The 15,532-nt window shown below is 40.9% G+C and carries 16 protein-coding genes; 12 read left to right on the plus strand and 4 right to left on the minus strand.

What is annotated here, in order from left to right; all coding sequences use genetic code 11:
* Nucleotides 1-255: 255 nt before the first annotated feature.
* The 3 genes from OD355_RS00315 to OD355_RS00325 are packed head-to-tail and all read left to right on the plus strand — an operon-like array spanning nt 256 to nt 2,947.
* Entirely contained in the window at nt 256-990 is a 735-nt protein-coding gene (locus OD355_RS00315) for a DUF4397 domain-containing protein (protein WP_263036444.1), read from the plus strand.
* A 57-nt stretch (nt 991-1,047) separates the two neighbouring features.
* Nucleotides 1,048-1,617 (plus strand): RNA polymerase sigma factor, encoded by a 570-nt coding sequence (locus OD355_RS00320; RefSeq protein WP_263036445.1) that lies wholly within the window; start codon nt 1,048-1,050, stop codon nt 1,615-1,617.
* Nucleotides 1,607-2,947 (plus strand): PorT family protein, encoded by a 1,341-nt coding sequence (locus tag OD355_RS00325; protein ID WP_263036446.1) that lies wholly within the window; start codon nt 1,607-1,609, stop codon nt 2,945-2,947. Before OD355_RS00320 ends, OD355_RS00325 begins: the two co-directional genes overlap by 11 nt.
* Nucleotides 2,948-3,002: 55 nt before the next feature.
* Here OD355_RS00325 and OD355_RS00330 read toward each other — a convergent pair whose 3' ends face one another.
* Nucleotides 3,003-3,563 carry a hypothetical protein gene (locus OD355_RS00330; protein ID WP_263036447.1) on the minus strand — a complete coding sequence of 187 codons (561 nt, stop codon included), beginning with the start codon at nt 3,561-3,563 and terminating at the stop codon, nt 3,003-3,005.
* 110 nt (nt 3,564-3,673) lie between these two features.
* A complete protein-coding gene (locus OD355_RS00335; protein WP_263036448.1) occupies nt 3,674-5,902 on the minus strand; it encodes a Tex family protein in 2,229 nt (742 codons plus the stop codon).
* Nucleotides 5,903-6,363: 461 nt separating this feature from the next.
* On the opposite strand from OD355_RS00335, the gene OD355_RS00340 reads away from it, so the two are divergent.
* The gene (locus OD355_RS00340) at nt 6,364-6,909 is read left to right on the plus strand and encodes a transposase (RefSeq protein ID WP_263036449.1); all 546 of its coding nucleotides are present in this window, start codon (nt 6,364-6,366) and stop codon (nt 6,907-6,909) included.
* 450 nt (nt 6,910-7,359) lie between these two features.
* On the opposite strand, the gene OD355_RS00345 is transcribed toward OD355_RS00340, so the two are convergent.
* Nucleotides 7,360-7,887: a 3'-5' exonuclease gene (locus OD355_RS00345; protein WP_263036450.1), complete on the minus strand. Its 528-nt coding sequence runs from the start codon at nt 7,885-7,887 to the stop codon at nt 7,360-7,362.
* A 50-nt stretch (nt 7,888-7,937) separates the two neighbouring features.
* On the minus strand, nt 7,938-8,276 hold the full coding sequence (locus tag OD355_RS00350; RefSeq protein WP_263036451.1) for a hypothetical protein: 339 nt from the start codon (nt 8,274-8,276) through the stop codon (nt 7,938-7,940).
* 24 nt (nt 8,277-8,300) lie between these two features.
* On the opposite strand from OD355_RS00350, the gene OD355_RS00355 reads away from it, so the two are divergent.
* Genes OD355_RS00355 through OD355_RS00390 form a run of 8 tightly spaced genes read left to right on the plus strand, consistent with a single transcriptional unit; the run spans nt 8,301 to nt 15,530 of the window.
* Entirely contained in the window at nt 8,301-10,937 is a 2,637-nt protein-coding gene (locus OD355_RS00355; RefSeq protein WP_263036452.1) for a valine--tRNA ligase, read from the plus strand.
* Complete coding sequence (locus OD355_RS00360) at nt 10,938-11,570, plus strand: Crp/Fnr family transcriptional regulator (protein ID WP_263036453.1); 633 nt, start codon at nt 10,938-10,940, stop codon at nt 11,568-11,570.
* 58 nt (nt 11,571-11,628) lie between these two features.
* A complete protein-coding gene (locus OD355_RS00365) occupies nt 11,629-12,420 on the plus strand; it encodes a sulfite exporter TauE/SafE family protein (RefSeq protein ID WP_263036454.1) in 792 nt (263 codons plus the stop codon).
* A gap of 6 nt (nt 12,421-12,426) precedes the next feature.
* Nucleotides 12,427-13,047, plus strand: a complete 621-nt coding sequence (locus tag OD355_RS00370; protein WP_263036455.1) for a TlpA family protein disulfide reductase — start codon at nt 12,427-12,429, stop codon at nt 13,045-13,047.
* A gap of 6 nt (nt 13,048-13,053) precedes the next feature.
* Nucleotides 13,054-13,350 carry a thioredoxin gene (trxA, locus tag OD355_RS00375; protein ID WP_263036456.1) on the plus strand — a complete coding sequence of 99 codons (297 nt, stop codon included), beginning with the start codon at nt 13,054-13,056 and terminating at the stop codon, nt 13,348-13,350.
* Between the two features lie 19 nt (nt 13,351-13,369).
* Entirely contained in the window at nt 13,370-14,788 is a 1,419-nt protein-coding gene (locus OD355_RS00380) for an MBL fold metallo-hydrolase (protein WP_263036457.1), read from the plus strand.
* Nucleotides 14,789-14,805: 17 nt separating this feature from the next.
* Nucleotides 14,806-15,276, plus strand: a complete 471-nt coding sequence (locus tag OD355_RS00385; RefSeq protein ID WP_263036458.1) for a rhodanese-like domain-containing protein — start codon at nt 14,806-14,808, stop codon at nt 15,274-15,276.
* 17 nt (nt 15,277-15,293) lie between these two features.
* Entirely contained in the window at nt 15,294-15,530 is a 237-nt protein-coding gene (locus tag OD355_RS00390; RefSeq protein WP_263036459.1) for a hypothetical protein, read from the plus strand.
* Nucleotides 15,531-15,532: the final 2 nt, after the last annotated feature.

Here is a 15,532-nt window from a genome sequence, read left to right on the forward strand (position 1 = left end):
AGTTTGCGGCTGTTTTATTGTTTGGATAATTATCGCGATCTTTTCCTGATTTTGAGGTGCAAAAGTAGCGTTACAATATGTCCTTAAAATCAGCAGATCATTAACTTTATGTTAGCGATAAATTAGCAGTTACCTCTTTTTCGTTTACTTGTAGCGATTTAATGGTTTTTTGCGTATAGTGTAATAAAGGCTGGCAATCTTTAGCCAGCCGCGAGTTAGTTTTGAATATAAATTTAACATAAAAAACAAATACACATGGAAAAATATTTTTACAGGCCGTTTTCGATTGCCGTTTTGCTGTTGTTAATGATGGTATCCTTCAGTGCCTGCCTGAAAGATACCGAGCGCTCCGAAATTCCTGCCGCAGGTATTGCATTTATACATGCGTCACCAAAAACAAGCTTACTGGATTTTGTAAACTACAACAGCTACAACAATTACCTCCTGGCCACACTACCCTACAACACTTCGGCAGTATACCCCAAAACCGACACCAGCACAACGCCCTACCGCGCTTTTCTTCCAGGATTAAGGACCATAGGCATTACTCATGCAGGCACCAACTATTTTCTGAACATAAAGCAATTCAATTTTGAACCCAACAAACTGTATTCTGTCTTTGCTGTAGATACAGCGGACAAAACGATGCTTGTCCAGGTTGAGGACAGTTTGAAAAGCATTGATGAAAGCAGGGCTGTAATTCGCTTCATCAACTTCAGCCCTGATTCTAAAAAGCTGGAATTGATTGTAGGTACGGCAACTACACCGCTATCTGGAGCAAAAGCATTTAAAGAATACAGCGGATACTATGCAGTAGAACCTGGCGATAATTATACCCTTACTGTACGCGAAGCCGACAACCATGCCAAATTTGCCAAACGCGAAAAGGTAGCTCTGAAGAAAGGTGGCATTTACAATATCTGGGCAAGAGGCCTGGAAACAGCAACAGATAGCACGCAACTGAACGTATCTGTAATGCGGACAAAATAATTTATGTAAATTAATTAGGTTAATTTTATAGATGAGTTCATCAAACGACGGTAACAATTGAGGGTTGAGGAAACTATTCAGGGATGTATTAAAAACGACATCAGGAGTAAGGAGCTGGTATACAAATCGTTTTACGGCTACCTCAAGGCTGTGCTATTGCGATACGTATACAATGATGCTGATGTAGATGAGCTGGTGAATGACTGTTTTATGAAGATCTTCAACAATCTCATCAGCTTTAACCCCGGAAAAAACAATGATGAAACCATAAAGATTTTTAAAGGCTGGATTGCAAAGATTGCCTGCCATACCGCCATAGACCACCTGAGGAGAAACAAGCAAAACCTTTATATAGAAAAGATCGAAGATAAGGAAGCTGAGTACATACCGCAATACATCTCTACAGAATTGGAAACAGGAGACATACTTGCACTGCTGAATAAGTTGCCCAAAATGCACAGGACTGTGTTTAATATGTATGAGATTGAAGGATATAATCATGAGGAGATAGCAGAGCAATTGCAGATATCACAAAGCACCTCAAGGGTTTTTCTCAGCAGGGCTAAAAACAAATTAAAAAATTTATACTTAGATAATCAGTTAACAATGGTGAAAGATGAAAGATAGAACTGATATAGAACTTATTGAACAAATAAAAAATGTATTGCATTCTCACGAAGAGCCTTACAAGGAAGGCAGCTGGGAAAAGTTTGCAATGCATTCTTTACATATACCACCTGTCAAAACAGGTAAGCGGCATTTTCGCTATTGGATTGCTGCTGCCTGCATACTGCTATTGGCAGCCGCCGGCACCTTTATACTGTTTAACAATACAAATAAACCAGAGCAAAAGGTAGGAATACATCAGCATAAACCAGCAACAGCAGTGACCCCGGACACAGACCGCCACATTGATAGTATGCTACATAGTCATATTGATAAAACCTATGCGGTACAAATACCTGAAGAGAAAATAATACAGACCGAAAAAAGATCAATCTTTAGGGAATTTATAGATAAAGTATTTCCCGAAAAGGATAACAACCTTACTGTAAATAATCAACCGGCTAACAATACTCCGGAGAAAATCCAGAAGCAAGATGCAGCACCGCTGGCTAATGTTACACAAAACCAAAACATGGCATCTGCCGATGTAGCGAACAATAATGCCGCACCCGAAAATAATATCGTAAATAATAACAATATCCGTCAACAAAACCAGCCCGTTTATACGCCCGACAATATCTATGCGCGCAACAATCCGGTATTAGAGCATGATGCCGGCTATGCTAAAAAGTGGAATCTTGCAGCAGAGGTAGCCTCATCCATGAGCAATAACAAAAAGATGAATTTATCTTACGGTATAAACATCGGATATGCATTAAACAATAAACTTTCCATTCATTCAGGCGCTTCTTTTTCGCAGCTTAATTCGGCTATCGACAACCCTGCATCAGCTGCTTTCATGAACGGTTATGATGGATATGCAGATATAAATATGGATCTGAAAGTGTTCGCCCGCTCTGCCAGCACTGCAGAGACAACTGTAAAATCTTCTGAATTAAGGCTCGCCGGCATTGAGATACCGTTGGAGATGAGATACAACTTCAACAAAAAACTTTATACAAACATTGGCATTTCTGCGATGGCGCTGGTAGAAAACAAACAGCTCAATACTTACGTAACCGAAAGCTCCAAACAGGTTGGTTTTGCAGCGGGAAATAAAAAATCTACATCCACCAAAGAGATTGTTGAGACAAAAGTAGAAAGCGTACCCGGCACAGGCGTTGTGAATGATAAGTTCCTGGAATTTTTCAATATGTCAATAGGGTACAAACAGCCCATTACACCCAAAAGAAATATACGCATAGAACCTTTTGTGAAAATTCCCATTAATAATACCGGCGTCAAAGTGCCATTGAGCAATGCAGGCATCAGGTTGGGTATTGACCTGTAAACAAGAAAAGCGCCTTGTTTTTTAAGACGCTTTTCTAATAATACTTTCTTTAAAATTATTGTCCTAAAGGCAGGTTGTAAGCCACGCCAAGTCCAACACTTCCTGCATTAAACTTCTGGTCGCCGATACGGCCTGCATCGCCTGTAAATACTTTAGTGTAATGCGCAAAAACATTCCATTGCTTATTGTGCCAACCTAATTCCGGCTTTAAATATAAACCGCCTGAAGGCATATCAACATTACTGTTAGATGCCACTTTATCAGCACCGGTAATGATACCATAACCAAGGTCAGTTCCTAAGTAAAAACCTTCTGATTTAGGATAATACCTTACCAGCCCTGCAACAGGCACCACACCAAAGCTATTGTTCTTAACGGAACCATTCTCTTTACCAAAGAAGTGATTGTAACCCGTAGCAACACCCAATCCTACATGTGGCGTTACCAGGTTTTGATAAGCCACATCAAGACCAACATTAGCCGTGGCATTTTCAGAGGGAACTGAAGCACCGCCCACAACGCCCAGTTTAAAAGTGTTTTTATAACTCTGTGCGTTTACTGCACCCGCTGCAAATAAAAATATAGCAGCCATTAATGTCATTCTTATTGCTTTCATAAATTCAATTTTTGGTTATACTCTATACAACAACAAAACTGTGCCAAATGCTCCCAAGGCTATTGAATTAACAATATGTATATTGACAATTGTTAGGTATCTTACTTTATTTATTTGCCGAATTTCTTTTTTAACAAACTCAGTGCATCGTGCATATTGTTGCTTGCCTGGCCTTGTTTCTTGCTGCTTGTGTTCCTGACGGATGTTTTATCCTTGTTTTCCTGAGTTTGTTTAATAGATAAAGAGATGCGCTTACGCGCTGTATCTACTTCCAGTACTTTTACTTTTACTTTATCATTCAGCTTGAGAACTTCGTTGGGATCTGAAATATATCTATTGGCAATCTCAGATACATGTACCAACCCGTCCTGCTTTACTCCAACGTCAACAAAAGCTCCGAAACGTGTAATATTGGTAACTATTCCGGGGAGGATATCACCAGGTTTAACGTCTTCTATAGCGTAAACGTCGGCATATTCAAATTGCTCCAGTTCACTCCTTGGGTCCAGGCCCGGCTTCTTTAATTCATTTAAAATATCGCGGATAGTAAGTTCACCAAACTTTTCTGAAATATATTTTCGGGCATCAATAGCATTTACAAGCTTTTCATTTCCTATCAATTCGCTTACATTCGTATTTATATCCTGTGCCATTTGCTCTACAAGCAGGTAAGATTCAGGGTGCACAGCGCTTTCATCCAAAGGGTTTTGCCCGGATTTAATCCTTAAAAATCCTGCGCACTGCTCATAAGCTTTTTCGCCCAGGCGTGGCACTTTCAACAATTGTTTACGGTTTTCAAATTTACCGATCTCGTTTCTCTGCCTGATGATATTCTCAGCCAGGGAAGGACCAATGCCGCTGACATAGCTAAGCAAATGTTTACTTGCAGTATTGAGATTCACACCCACCGCATTCACACAGCTCACTACGGTCTGATCCAGTTTTTCTTTCAATCTGAATTGATTTACATCGTGCTGGTACTGGCCCACACCAATGCTTTTAGGGTCAATCTTTACCAGTTCAGCAAGGGGATCCATCAGCCTTCTGCCGATACTTACGGCCCCGCGAACCGTTACATCCTGGTCCGGAAATTCTTCCCTGGCCGTCTCCGAAGCCGAGTAAACAGATGCACCGTCTTCATTCACCAGGAATACAGGAATCCCTGCATTTAACTTTTTCACAAACTGTTCCGTCTCTCTGCCTGCTGTACCATCGCCGATAGCAAAAGTCTGGATATTGTATTTTTGAATAAGGTTTAAAATAGTGCTCTCTGCCTCTGGTAGTTTATAATTTTTCTCATGAATAAAGATCAGCGCAGTTTCCAGCAGCTCTCCTTTTTCATCTAACACCACCACTTTGCAACCGGTTCTGTATCCCGGGTCAATTGCCAGTATCCTTTTACTGCCCAATGGCGATGAAAGCAACAGCTGGCGCAGGTTTTCAGCAAAAACATTTATAGCTTCCTCGTCTGCTTCCTGCTTCAGCTGAGACCGGAATTCGGCTTCCAGGCTTGGCTGCAGCAACCTTCTGTACGCGTCTTTTACAGCACGCTTAACCTGTTGGGCTGATTCGTTGTTATAATATCTTACATAAACCTTTTCTATATTTTCCAGCGCCCTTTCTTCGTCTGGCAGTATAGACATTTTTAAAAAACCTTCCAGGAACCCGCGTAAAATTGCCAGCACCCTGTGGGAAGGAATTTTTTTAATGGGCTCTGAAAAATCAAAATAGTCTTTGTACTTATTGCCTGCTTCTTCTTTGCCTGTGACCACCTTGCTTACCAGCATGGCTTCATCCATAAACAGCTTGCGCAGCTTTGCGCGTACTTCCCCATCTTCATTTATGGTCTCTGAAATTATATCACGCGCACCCTGCAATGCCTGTTCTGCAGAAGTTATATGCTCATTGAAATATTTCTCTGCTTCGGCTGTTATATCTATATCTTTTTGCTCTAATATCAGCACTGCCAAAGGTTCTAAACCCTGCTCTCTTGCTATCTGTGCCTTGGTTCTTCGCTTGGGCTTGTAAGGTAAATAAATATCTTCCAGCGCGGATAATGTTTCGGCTTTATCTATTTTATCCTGTATTTCCCCGGTCATTTTACCGCCATCAGTAATGCTTTTGATGATAAAGGTTTTTCTTTCTGTAAATTCAGTGAGAAATTTTGCAGTATCCTGTATTTGCTGAATCTGTACCTCGTCAAGCGCGCCGGTTTTATCTTTGCGGTAGCGCGCTATGAATGGTATGGTTGCGCCTTCATTCAATAAAGAAAGCACGGCTTCAGTTTGAAAGCTTTTGAGATTAAGTTTTAATGCAATGTCATTTGCAAATACCGTCATGTGATTCAATTTTAGGATGGCGAATGTAAGAAAATATCAGATATGTTATTTCTGAAAGAACGTGTCAATGATACATTAGAAGATTTCATCCGTTAGGAACGCGCCTCGAGGATGTATGCAGAATTGTACCCATTACAATATATAGACTTCCCGTGGGCACGCGCCTCGAGGCGCGTGCCCACATTAAAAACAAAACATGATGGTTAAGATTGAATATTGTTGATTTCTCAGATAGACCAATAGAATGTTGAATGCAAATACCAGGGGATAACCGTGGGAACGCGCTTCGAGGCGCGTTCCCACATTAAAAACAAAACATGATGGTTAAAGATTGAATATTGTTGATTTCTCAGAATAGACCAATAGAATGTTGAATACAAACACCAGGGATAACCGTGGGAACGCGCCTTGAGGCGCGTTCCTACAACACATCAAATTCAAAAAAACATATAAATTTACATATGTATAAAAAACATAAACAGCACAGGCTTTATGGCTATGACTATTCCTCCAATGGATACTACTTTGTAACCATTGTTACAAATGGAAGAATACATTACTTTGGTAAAATAGTAACCCATGAAATGCATTTATCAGACATTGGCCGGCTTGTACAAAAAAACATCAAATTATTCCATAGGCTGAAAAACGGAGAGCCTGATTCAGCAAACCCTTATCTACAAAAAGAATCTTTATTAATCATGATCACCGAACATGTGATAATGCCTAATCATATTCATATGATTGTGGAAATATTGAATAAGAACACTCTTTCGCAAAATAAAGCTGTAACAGGTCTATCACCTCTGACCAAAGGTTCGCTAAGCTCTTTTATAAATCACTTTAAGGGAAAAATTAAAAGACAGTGCAATGAAAACGGTTATGAGTTTAATTGGCAATCCAGATTTCATGACAGGATAATAAGAAATAATGAAGAGCTTAACAGAATCATTATTTATATACAAAATAACATAATTAACTGGAAGGTTGATAAAGAAAATATTTAATGAATCAAGGATATAAATTATGAAACTCAAACAACCAAAATTTCATTCCGTTAGGAACATACCTCGAGGCCCGTTCCCACATTAAAACAAAACATGATATTAAAGATTGAATATTGTTGATATGTTTCTCAGAATAAACCAATAGAATATTGAATGCAAATACCAGGGATAACCGTGGGAACGCGCCTCGAGGCGCGTTCCTACATTAAAAACAAAACATGATATTAAAGATTGAATATTGTTGATTTCCCAGGATAAACCAATAGAATGTTGAATACAAATACCAGGGATAACCGTTAGGAACATGCCTCGAGGCTCGTTCCCACATTAAAAACAAAACATGATGGTTAAGATTGAATATTGTTGATTTCTCAGGATAGACCAATAGAATGTTGAATACAAATACCAGGGATAACCGTGGGAACGCGCCTCGAGGCATGTTCCTATAAATTATTTCTCAATCATAGATTCTATCAGCCTGCTGCCGCCATGCTTCACAATCAGATCTAAAATCAGGGTTGTAGCCATAGCATCGCCGCCTGCCCGGTGGTGGTTATCAAGATGTATGTCCAGCTCTTTCGTTAAACTACCCAGTCCGTGTTTGGGAAGATTGGGAAATGCTTTTTTGCTCAACTTAAATGTGCACAGCCTTTTTTCTTCAAGAATAAAGCCATGCAGCGCCAGGAAATATTTGATGTAGTTGTAATCAAATTCTACGTTATGCGCTACGAACACACGCCCCTTTAAAAGATTATAGATTTGCTCGGCCACATCTTTAAAAAAAGGCGCTTCAAGCACCATTTTATTGGTAATGGATGTAAGCCTTACCACATAGGGCGGTATCTCAACTTCAGGATTAATCAGGGTTTCATACTTGCCTTCAATTTCTGTACCGTTATACAATACAATAGCAAGCTCCATGATCCCGTTTGTGCTCACGGGGCTGCCGGTACTTTCAATATCTACAACTGCATACATCGCCGCGAAGATAAATATGTTTAAGGAAATTACAGAAGCGCATTTTAGATTTAAATAGGTTCACTATATAAAGGAATAACTTTTACCATGGCTGCACAAGGAAGGTAAGCAATGAATGGAAGCCTATCTGCGGTATAGGTGCAAACTGCTGCCAGCAATTTGTAGCTGGCAAGTGTACCAGCGTAGCAACAACCTGCAACAGAATGCAAACCACATTTGCCATGTTGCATGAGGAAAAAATTCAATTGCAATTTAATGTAAGCGTTGTCCTTGCAGCAGATTAAGAATTTGCTAACCCGGCTCATTCCCGGAGAGGGTCTATAGTCAAGAAATAAAAAATCAAAGGAAAATTTTCGGGCAAGTAATATAGTGCATTCATCAATATCCACATCAATTATTTATCTTTGCTGGTTATGGAACTAAGCAAAAATTACCTCCCTGCACAAACTGAGATAAAGTGGAATAGTGCCTGGAAAGAAAAGAAATATTTTGAGAGTAAACCTGATAACAGGCAGCCGTACACGATTGTAATACCTCCACCCAACGTTACAGGCGTGCTGCACATGGGGCATACTTTAAACGAAACCGTACAGGATATTCTCGTACGCCGTGCCCGCATGAGCGGCTACAACGCCTGCTGGGTGCCTGGTTCCGACCACGCTTCCATTGCTACCGAAGCCAAGGTAGTGCAGATGCTGAAAGAAAACGGCATAGATAAAAATGCGCTTACAAGGGAAGAATTTCTAAAGTATGCTTTCGAATGGAAAGAAAAATACGGAGGCATTATTTACAACCAGATCGAAAGATTGGGCTGCAGCGTTGATTGGAGCAGGGTGACTTTTACGATGGATGATCATTATTACAAAGCAGTTATAAAAGTATTTATTGACCTGTACAACAAAGGCCTGATCTATCGGGGCGCAAGAATGATCAACTGGGATCCTGTAGCTAAAACGGCGTTGAGCGATGAAGAAGTGGAATACAGGGAAGTACAAAGTAAATTGTACTATGTACAGTATAAACTCATAGGCAGTGACGGCTACGTAACCATTGCTACCACACGCCCCGAAACGATCCTTGGAGATACCGCCATTTGCGTAAACCCAACAGATGAAAGATATACACACCTGAAAAATGCAAAAGTTTACGTACCGCTTATCAACAAAGAAATACCCGTAATTTTTGATGAATATGTAGATAAAGAGTTCGGCACCGGCTGCCTCAAAGTAACGCCAGCTCACGACATCAACGACTATAACCTTGGGCTGAAGCATAACCTGGAGGTTGTGGATACGCTGAATGATGACGGCACTATGAGCAAGGCTGCACAACTATATGTTGGTGAAGACAGGTTTGAAGTGCGCCGGAAGATAGCGCTTGACCTGGAAGCAGCAGGCCACATGGTAAAAACAGAAGACATCACCAACAAGAATGGTTTTTCTCAAAGAAGTAACGCTGTTGTAGAGCCGAAAATTTCTACACAGTGGTTTGTGAAAATGAAAGAGCTGGCAGAACCGGCGTTGAAAGCTGTGGTTGAAGGAGACATTTCCATTCATCCCGGTGATAAATTTTTAGCTACTTATAAATACTGGTTAGAGAATGTAAAAGACTGGTGTATCTCGCGCCAGCTTTGGTGGGGTCAGCGAATTCCAGCGTGGTATGATGATCTTGGAAATGTTTATGTTGCACAAACAGAAAAAGAAGCTTGGATCCAAGCACGTAGGAAAGCACGAAAGCAAGGAAATTACCCTGGAAAAATGACTCAGGATAAAGATGTACTTGATACATGGTTCTCTTCCTGGCTATGGCCTATGGAAGTTTTTAAAGGCATTACTGATCCGGGAAATGAAGAAGCTACCTATTATTACCCGACATCTGTGCTGGTTACCGGGCAGGACATTATTTTCTTCTGGGTAGCCAGGATGGTCATGGCCGGCTTGCAATACGAAAACCAAATACCTTTTAAAGATGTTTATTTTACGGGCATGGTGCGCGATAAGCTGGGACGAAAAATGTCTAAATCGCTGGGTAACTCACCTGACCTGCTGGAGTTGATTGATAAATACGGCGCTGATGCGGTGCGCTTCGGCATCATGATCTCTGCGCCTGCCGGCAACGACCTTTTGTTCGATGAAAGCTCACTTGAACAGGGAAGAAACTTCAACAACAAGCTTTGGAATGCGCTGAAGCTGGTAAAAATGTGGGAAGCGAAAATTGAAGATGAAAGTGAGCCAACTGTACAAAGTAACAATTTGTTTGCAGTGCAATGGTTTGAAAACAGATTGAACCAGGCTAAGAGAGAAATCGCTCAACTACACGATCAGTTTAGGCTGAGTGAAGGCCTCAAAACCTTGTATTCATTGATCTGGGACGACTTCTGCTCCTGGTATCTTGAATGGGTTAAGCCCGGCTATGAAGAAAATATATCAAAACATATCTACGATAAAACGGTTTATTTCTTTGAAGAATTATTGCATCTGTTGCATCCGTACATGCCGTTTATTTCAGAAGAAATTTATCACTTACTGAAAGATCAAAACGATGACCTTGCTGTAAAACAACTTGCAGCACCGCAGGAAAGCGATGCTGCTGTAATTGCACAGGGTGAGCTCCTCAAGAAAGTTATTTCCTCCATCAGGGATGCCAGGAACAAAAGCAATCTTAAGCCTAAAGAAAGCATCACCGTTTCTATTCAAACTAATGAAGCAGATAAATACCAGGGCATAGAGCATATCATCTGCAAGCAGGTAAATGCGGAAACAATTCTCTTCGGTGAAAATAAAGACAGCAATGCAGTGGTAGTGACACTCGAAACCGACAAGCTCTTTATCGGCATGAACAAAGAGATTGATAAAGAAGCACTCAAAGCTGAATTACTGAAAGACCTGGAATACCAGCAGAAATTCCTGGAGAGCGTACAGAAAAAATTGAGCAATGAAAAGTTTGTTCAGAACGCCAAACCGGAAATTGTGGATGTGGAAAGAAAAAAACAGTCCGACTGTGAAGCAAGGATTAAAACCATTGAAGAAAGCCTGAAAGGACTCGGATAATTGACAACGACACATACATACATCAGCAGGATTTTTCCCACTTTCGATGATGAACTTATTGAGTTGCTGTCAGATAAGGCAACACTGAAAGAGGTCAGCAAAGATACAGTGATCATCAACCCCGGCGAATACCTGAAATATACAGTATTGCTGGCTGCCGGCTCTATCAAAGTTTACCGCGAGAGTGAAGAAGGCAATGAAGCGTTCCTGTATTTTTTAAATCCGGGAAACGCCTGTGCGCTATCCATGCTATGCATTGCGCATCACCGTAAAAGCGAAATGCTGGCAGTTGCAGAAGAAGACAGTATACTTTTACTGATACCGGTGCAGTACACAGACGAACTGTCAAAATATGCGGCCTGGAATAAATTTGTGATAGAAACATACCGTGCAAGATTCGAAGAATTGCTGGAAGTATTTGACAACCTTGCTTTCAGAGGTATGGATGAGCGGCTTGAATTTTATCTCAAAAGACTTACAAAGAACAGCAGGTCAAATTCTATTGAGATCACGCACCAGCAAATAGCGAACGACCTGTCTACTTCCAGGGAAGTTATTTCAAGGCTGCTTAAGAAACTGGAACAGCAGGGCATGCTGCGGTTGAACAGGAAATATATAGAATGGTTAAAATAGCAGCGTTGTAACTTTTGTTACATTTACACAAATATCCAATGCCGATATTTGTAAACTTATGCTGGAAATTATTGGCTATATACTTGCTGTTTTAATAGGCGTATCGCTCGGGCTGATCGGTAGCGGCGGCTCCATCCTCGGCGTGCCCATACTGGTATATTTCTTTGCCATTAGCCCGCAGACAGCTACCACACACTCTCTTTTTATTGTAGGCATTACATCTGCCATAGCATCTTACAAACACCACAGGATCGGCAACCTGAAACTTAAGCCTGCCATTGCTTTTGGCATACCATCACTCATAACATTGTTGCTTACAAGAAGATACCTTCTACCTGAAATTCCTGAAATAATCTTCCAGGTAAACGATTTTACGCTGGACAAGCAAACGTTTATAATCGTATTTTTTGCCATGCTGATGGTATTTGCTTCTTTCTCCATGATAAAAAAGCAAAAGGTAAAAAAAGCACAAGAGGCTTCTGTCATTACACTTGTGCTGATGGGCGTGCTGGTAGGGCTCATTATCGGAATCCTGGGAGCTGGCGGCGGCTTCCTCATTATTCCTGCCCTGGTAATATTCGGCAAGCTAGAAATGAAATATGCTATTGCAACTTCGCTTTTTATTATTACCATAAACTCTTTATTAGGATTTGCAGGCGACCTGATCAACAAAGTATCTATCAATTATTATATACTCATCACCGTTTCTGTTTCTGCGATCATTGGCATGTTTGCAGGCCTGCATCTTTCAAAAAAAATAAACGGAAAGAAGTTAAAGCCGGCGTTCGGGTGGTTTGTGTTATCAATGGGCATTTTCATTATCATCAAGGAAATATTTTTTAAAAGTTAGTATATCATGAATCAGCAAAAAAAGAAGTGGTACGCATTGAATAATATTCTCACCGGCATACTGGCCCTATTTATTATATTGATGATTGTGAACCCGGTTGTGAAAGGCAGGGTAATACAAGGGTTGATGAAAGTAGGTTTATTCCAGCCAAAAATATCAAACGAGAAATTAAATGCTTCCCCTGAAAACGAACATAATTACCAGGTAAATTTTGTGGATAACCACGGAAAAGTTATTGAAGGTAATTCGCTCAGCGGAAAAGTAGTGTTCATCAACTTTTGGGCTACGTGGTGCCCGCCGTGCATTGCTGAAATGCCGTCAATTAATGAGCTCTATAATGAATACAAAGATAACCCGGGCATCATCTTCCTGATGGTGGATGCTGATAACGACTTACAGAAATCAACTGCATTTATGAAAGACAAAAAATTTCAAATGCCTGTTGTTACAGCAAAGGGAAATATTCCACAGGCTTGGTACAGCGGTACCCTGCCTACCACAATTGTTTTAGATAAAAACGGAAATGTTGCCTACAGGCAAACAGGCGCGGCTGAGTATACCAATAAAAAATTCAAAGATTTTATTTTAAATTTAATAAACAATAACCAAGGCTCTAACCAAAAATAAAGCATTATGTCACAATTTTCAGAAATTATCCGTTCCCCAAAACCTACACTGGTAGATTTTCATGCTACCTGGTGCGGACCGTGTAAAATGCTCGCTCCGGTAATTGTCGATCTTAAAAAAACTGTAGGCGATAAGCTCACTGTTTTAAAAATTGATGTTGACAAAAACCAGGAAGTAGCCGCAACCTACGGCATACAAGGCGTACCCACATTGATACTTTTTAAAAATGGTAACATTGTATGGCGGCAATCGGGCTACCTTACATTAAATCAGATACAAAATGCTATTAACCCTTTTATTTAATTTACTAAACTTACAGATCATGCATATAGAGCAAATTTACACGGGATGCCTCGCCCAGGGAGCTTATTACATCACTTCGAAGAACGAAGCAGTGGTGATTGACCCTTTGCGTGAAGTGGCGCCATACGTACAGCGTGCAGAACGAGACAATGTAAAGATCAAATATATTTTTGAAACCCACTTTCATGCAGACTTTGTTTCCGGCCACCTTGACCTGCAAAAACAAACCGGCGCCACAATTGTATACGGGCCAAATGCCAACCCCGGATTTGATGCGCATATTGCCGAAGACGGAGAAACATTTAAAGTAGGAGATGTAACGTTTACGGCTGTGCACACGCCCGGCCACACTATGGAGAGCACCTGCTACCTCCTGAAAGATGAGCAAGGCCGCGGTAAAGCAATATTTACCGGAGATACGCTGTTTATTGGCGATGTGGGCCGCCCTGACCTTGCTCAGAAAGTAGCTGAAGAATTAACACAGGACAAACTTGCCGGCCTTCTGTATGATTCACTTCAACAAAAAATAATGCCATTGGCAGATGATATTGTTGTATACCCTGCACATGGCGCCGGCTCCGCATGCGGCAAGAACATGAGCAAAGAAACCTACGATACCTTAGGCAACCAGAAAAAAACAAACTATGCGCTGCAGCCAATGCCCAAAGAAGAATTTATTAAAAAAGTCACTGAGGGCCTTACTGCGCCTCCGGCTTATTTTCCGCTGAATGTAATGCTGAACATACAAGGTTATGAAAGCATTGATACCGTTAAGGAAAGAGGCCTTAATCCGCTGTCGCCAGATGCATTTGAGCAGGCTGCGAATGAGTCCGGTGCATTGCTCTTAGATACGCGCAATGCAGATGCATTTGAGAAAGGTTTTATTCCTAATGCTATCAACATCGGTATAGACGGAAGTTTCGCTCCCTGGGTGGGCGCATTGATAACTGATATAAAGCAACCCATTCTCATCATTGCCGATGCAGGACGCGAAGAAGAAGTGATTACGAGGCTTTCGCGCGTGGGCTATGACAATACCATTGGTTACCTCGCAGGTGGATTTGAAAGCTGGAAAAAGGCCGGTAAAGAAATTGACACTATTGAATCCATCACTGTAGATGAGTTTGCAGAAAGAACCCGGCAAAATAAAGAGGCTGAAATCATTGATGTACGTAAGAAATCTGAGTATGATTCCGAACATATCAAAAATGCAGGCAATGTGCCGCTGGATCATGTGAATGAAAACTTTCAGCAACTGGATAAAGAAAAAACTTACTTCATACATTGTGCAGCCGGCTACCGCTCTATGATCTTTACATCCATACTAAAGGCAAGAGGATACGATAAGCTCATCAACATCAAAGGCGGCTTTAAAGCTATCAAAGAAAGCCAACGTTTTGAACTTACAGATTATGTATGCCCCTCAACACAACTATAATAAAAAATTGCAAACACATGCAGACTAATAAAACTTACGCCGTGATATGGCGTCTTGTGCTGGCAGCTGTGGCCATATACCTTTTCTTCTACTATGGCAAAGAGGGCGCCATGGCTTACATGGCGCTGGCAGCCGGCATACTGATGCTGTTAACAGCCGCTATAAAAGCAGGTTTGCCGAACTCGTCAGGTGCCAATAAAAATGTAGAAGCTTCGAACAATACAGGTTTAAAAGAAGAGCTTAAAAATGGCGTAATCATTGACGTGCGCACGCCAAAGGAGTACGCATCGGGCCATATCCCCGGCAGCATCAACATTCCGCTGAACACATTATCAGCCAGGAAGAGTGAGCTTACGCGGAAATATAAAACCATTATCACCTGTTGCGCTTCAGGTATGCGCAGCGCTTCTGCAAAAAATATTTTATCCGGCACCCAAGCCAGAATTATTGATGGCGGAGGCTGGAGGAGTTTACAGAAACAAATCTAAATATTAATATGATACTAATGATAAAGAACTATCTGAAACAATGGAATGTTATGCGGCTGATAAGGCTTTTATTGGGCTTAGCCATCATTGTACAGGGTATTTGGACAAAAGAAAATGCATTCATCATGCTGGGTATATTTTTTACCGCGCTACCATTGCTCAACATAGGATGTTGTTCAACCGGCGGTTGCAGTGTTAATACACAAAAAACACAGAAACCAGCTAGTGACGTAACTTTTGAAGAAATAAAATAAAT

Origin of the sequence: Haoranjiania flava, assembly GCF_025631005.1 — a bacterium.
Classification (GTDB): domain Bacteria; phylum Bacteroidota; class Bacteroidia; order Chitinophagales; family Chitinophagaceae; genus Haoranjiania; species Haoranjiania flava.

Excerpts from the sequence above, each read along its gene's own strand:
- trxA (WP_263036456.1), top strand. The coding sequence starts at position 13,054 with ATGTCACAATTTTCAGAAATTATCCGTTCCCCAAAACCTACACTGGTA.
- OD355_RS00355 (WP_263036452.1), top strand. The coding sequence starts at position 8,301 with ATGGAACTAAGCAAAAATTACCTCCCTGCACAAACTGAGATAAAGTGG.
- OD355_RS00345 (WP_263036450.1), bottom strand. The coding sequence starts at position 7,887 with ATGTATGCAGTTGTAGATATTGAAAGTACCGGCAGCCCCGTGAGCACA.
- OD355_RS00370 (WP_263036455.1), top strand. The coding sequence starts at position 12,427 with ATGAATCAGCAAAAAAAGAAGTGGTACGCATTGAATAATATTCTCACC.
- OD355_RS00335 (WP_263036448.1), bottom strand. The coding sequence starts at position 5,902 with ATGACGGTATTTGCAAATGACATTGCATTAAAACTTAATCTCAAAAGC.
- OD355_RS00330 (WP_263036447.1), bottom strand. The coding sequence starts at position 3,563 with ATGAAAGCAATAAGAATGACATTAATGGCTGCTATATTTTTATTTGCA.
- OD355_RS00380 (WP_263036457.1), top strand. The coding sequence starts at position 13,370 with ATGCATATAGAGCAAATTTACACGGGATGCCTCGCCCAGGGAGCTTAT.
- OD355_RS00365 (WP_263036454.1), top strand. The coding sequence starts at position 11,629 with ATGCTGGAAATTATTGGCTATATACTTGCTGTTTTAATAGGCGTATCG.
- OD355_RS00325 (WP_263036446.1), top strand. The coding sequence starts at position 1,607 with ATGAAAGATAGAACTGATATAGAACTTATTGAACAAATAAAAAATGTA.
- OD355_RS00315 (WP_263036444.1), top strand. The coding sequence starts at position 256 with ATGGAAAAATATTTTTACAGGCCGTTTTCGATTGCCGTTTTGCTGTTG.
- OD355_RS00340 (WP_263036449.1), top strand. The coding sequence starts at position 6,364 with ATGTATAAAAAACATAAACAGCACAGGCTTTATGGCTATGACTATTCC.
- OD355_RS00390 (WP_263036459.1), top strand. The coding sequence starts at position 15,294 with ATGATAAAGAACTATCTGAAACAATGGAATGTTATGCGGCTGATAAGG.
- OD355_RS00385 (WP_263036458.1), top strand. The coding sequence starts at position 14,806 with ATGCAGACTAATAAAACTTACGCCGTGATATGGCGTCTTGTGCTGGCA.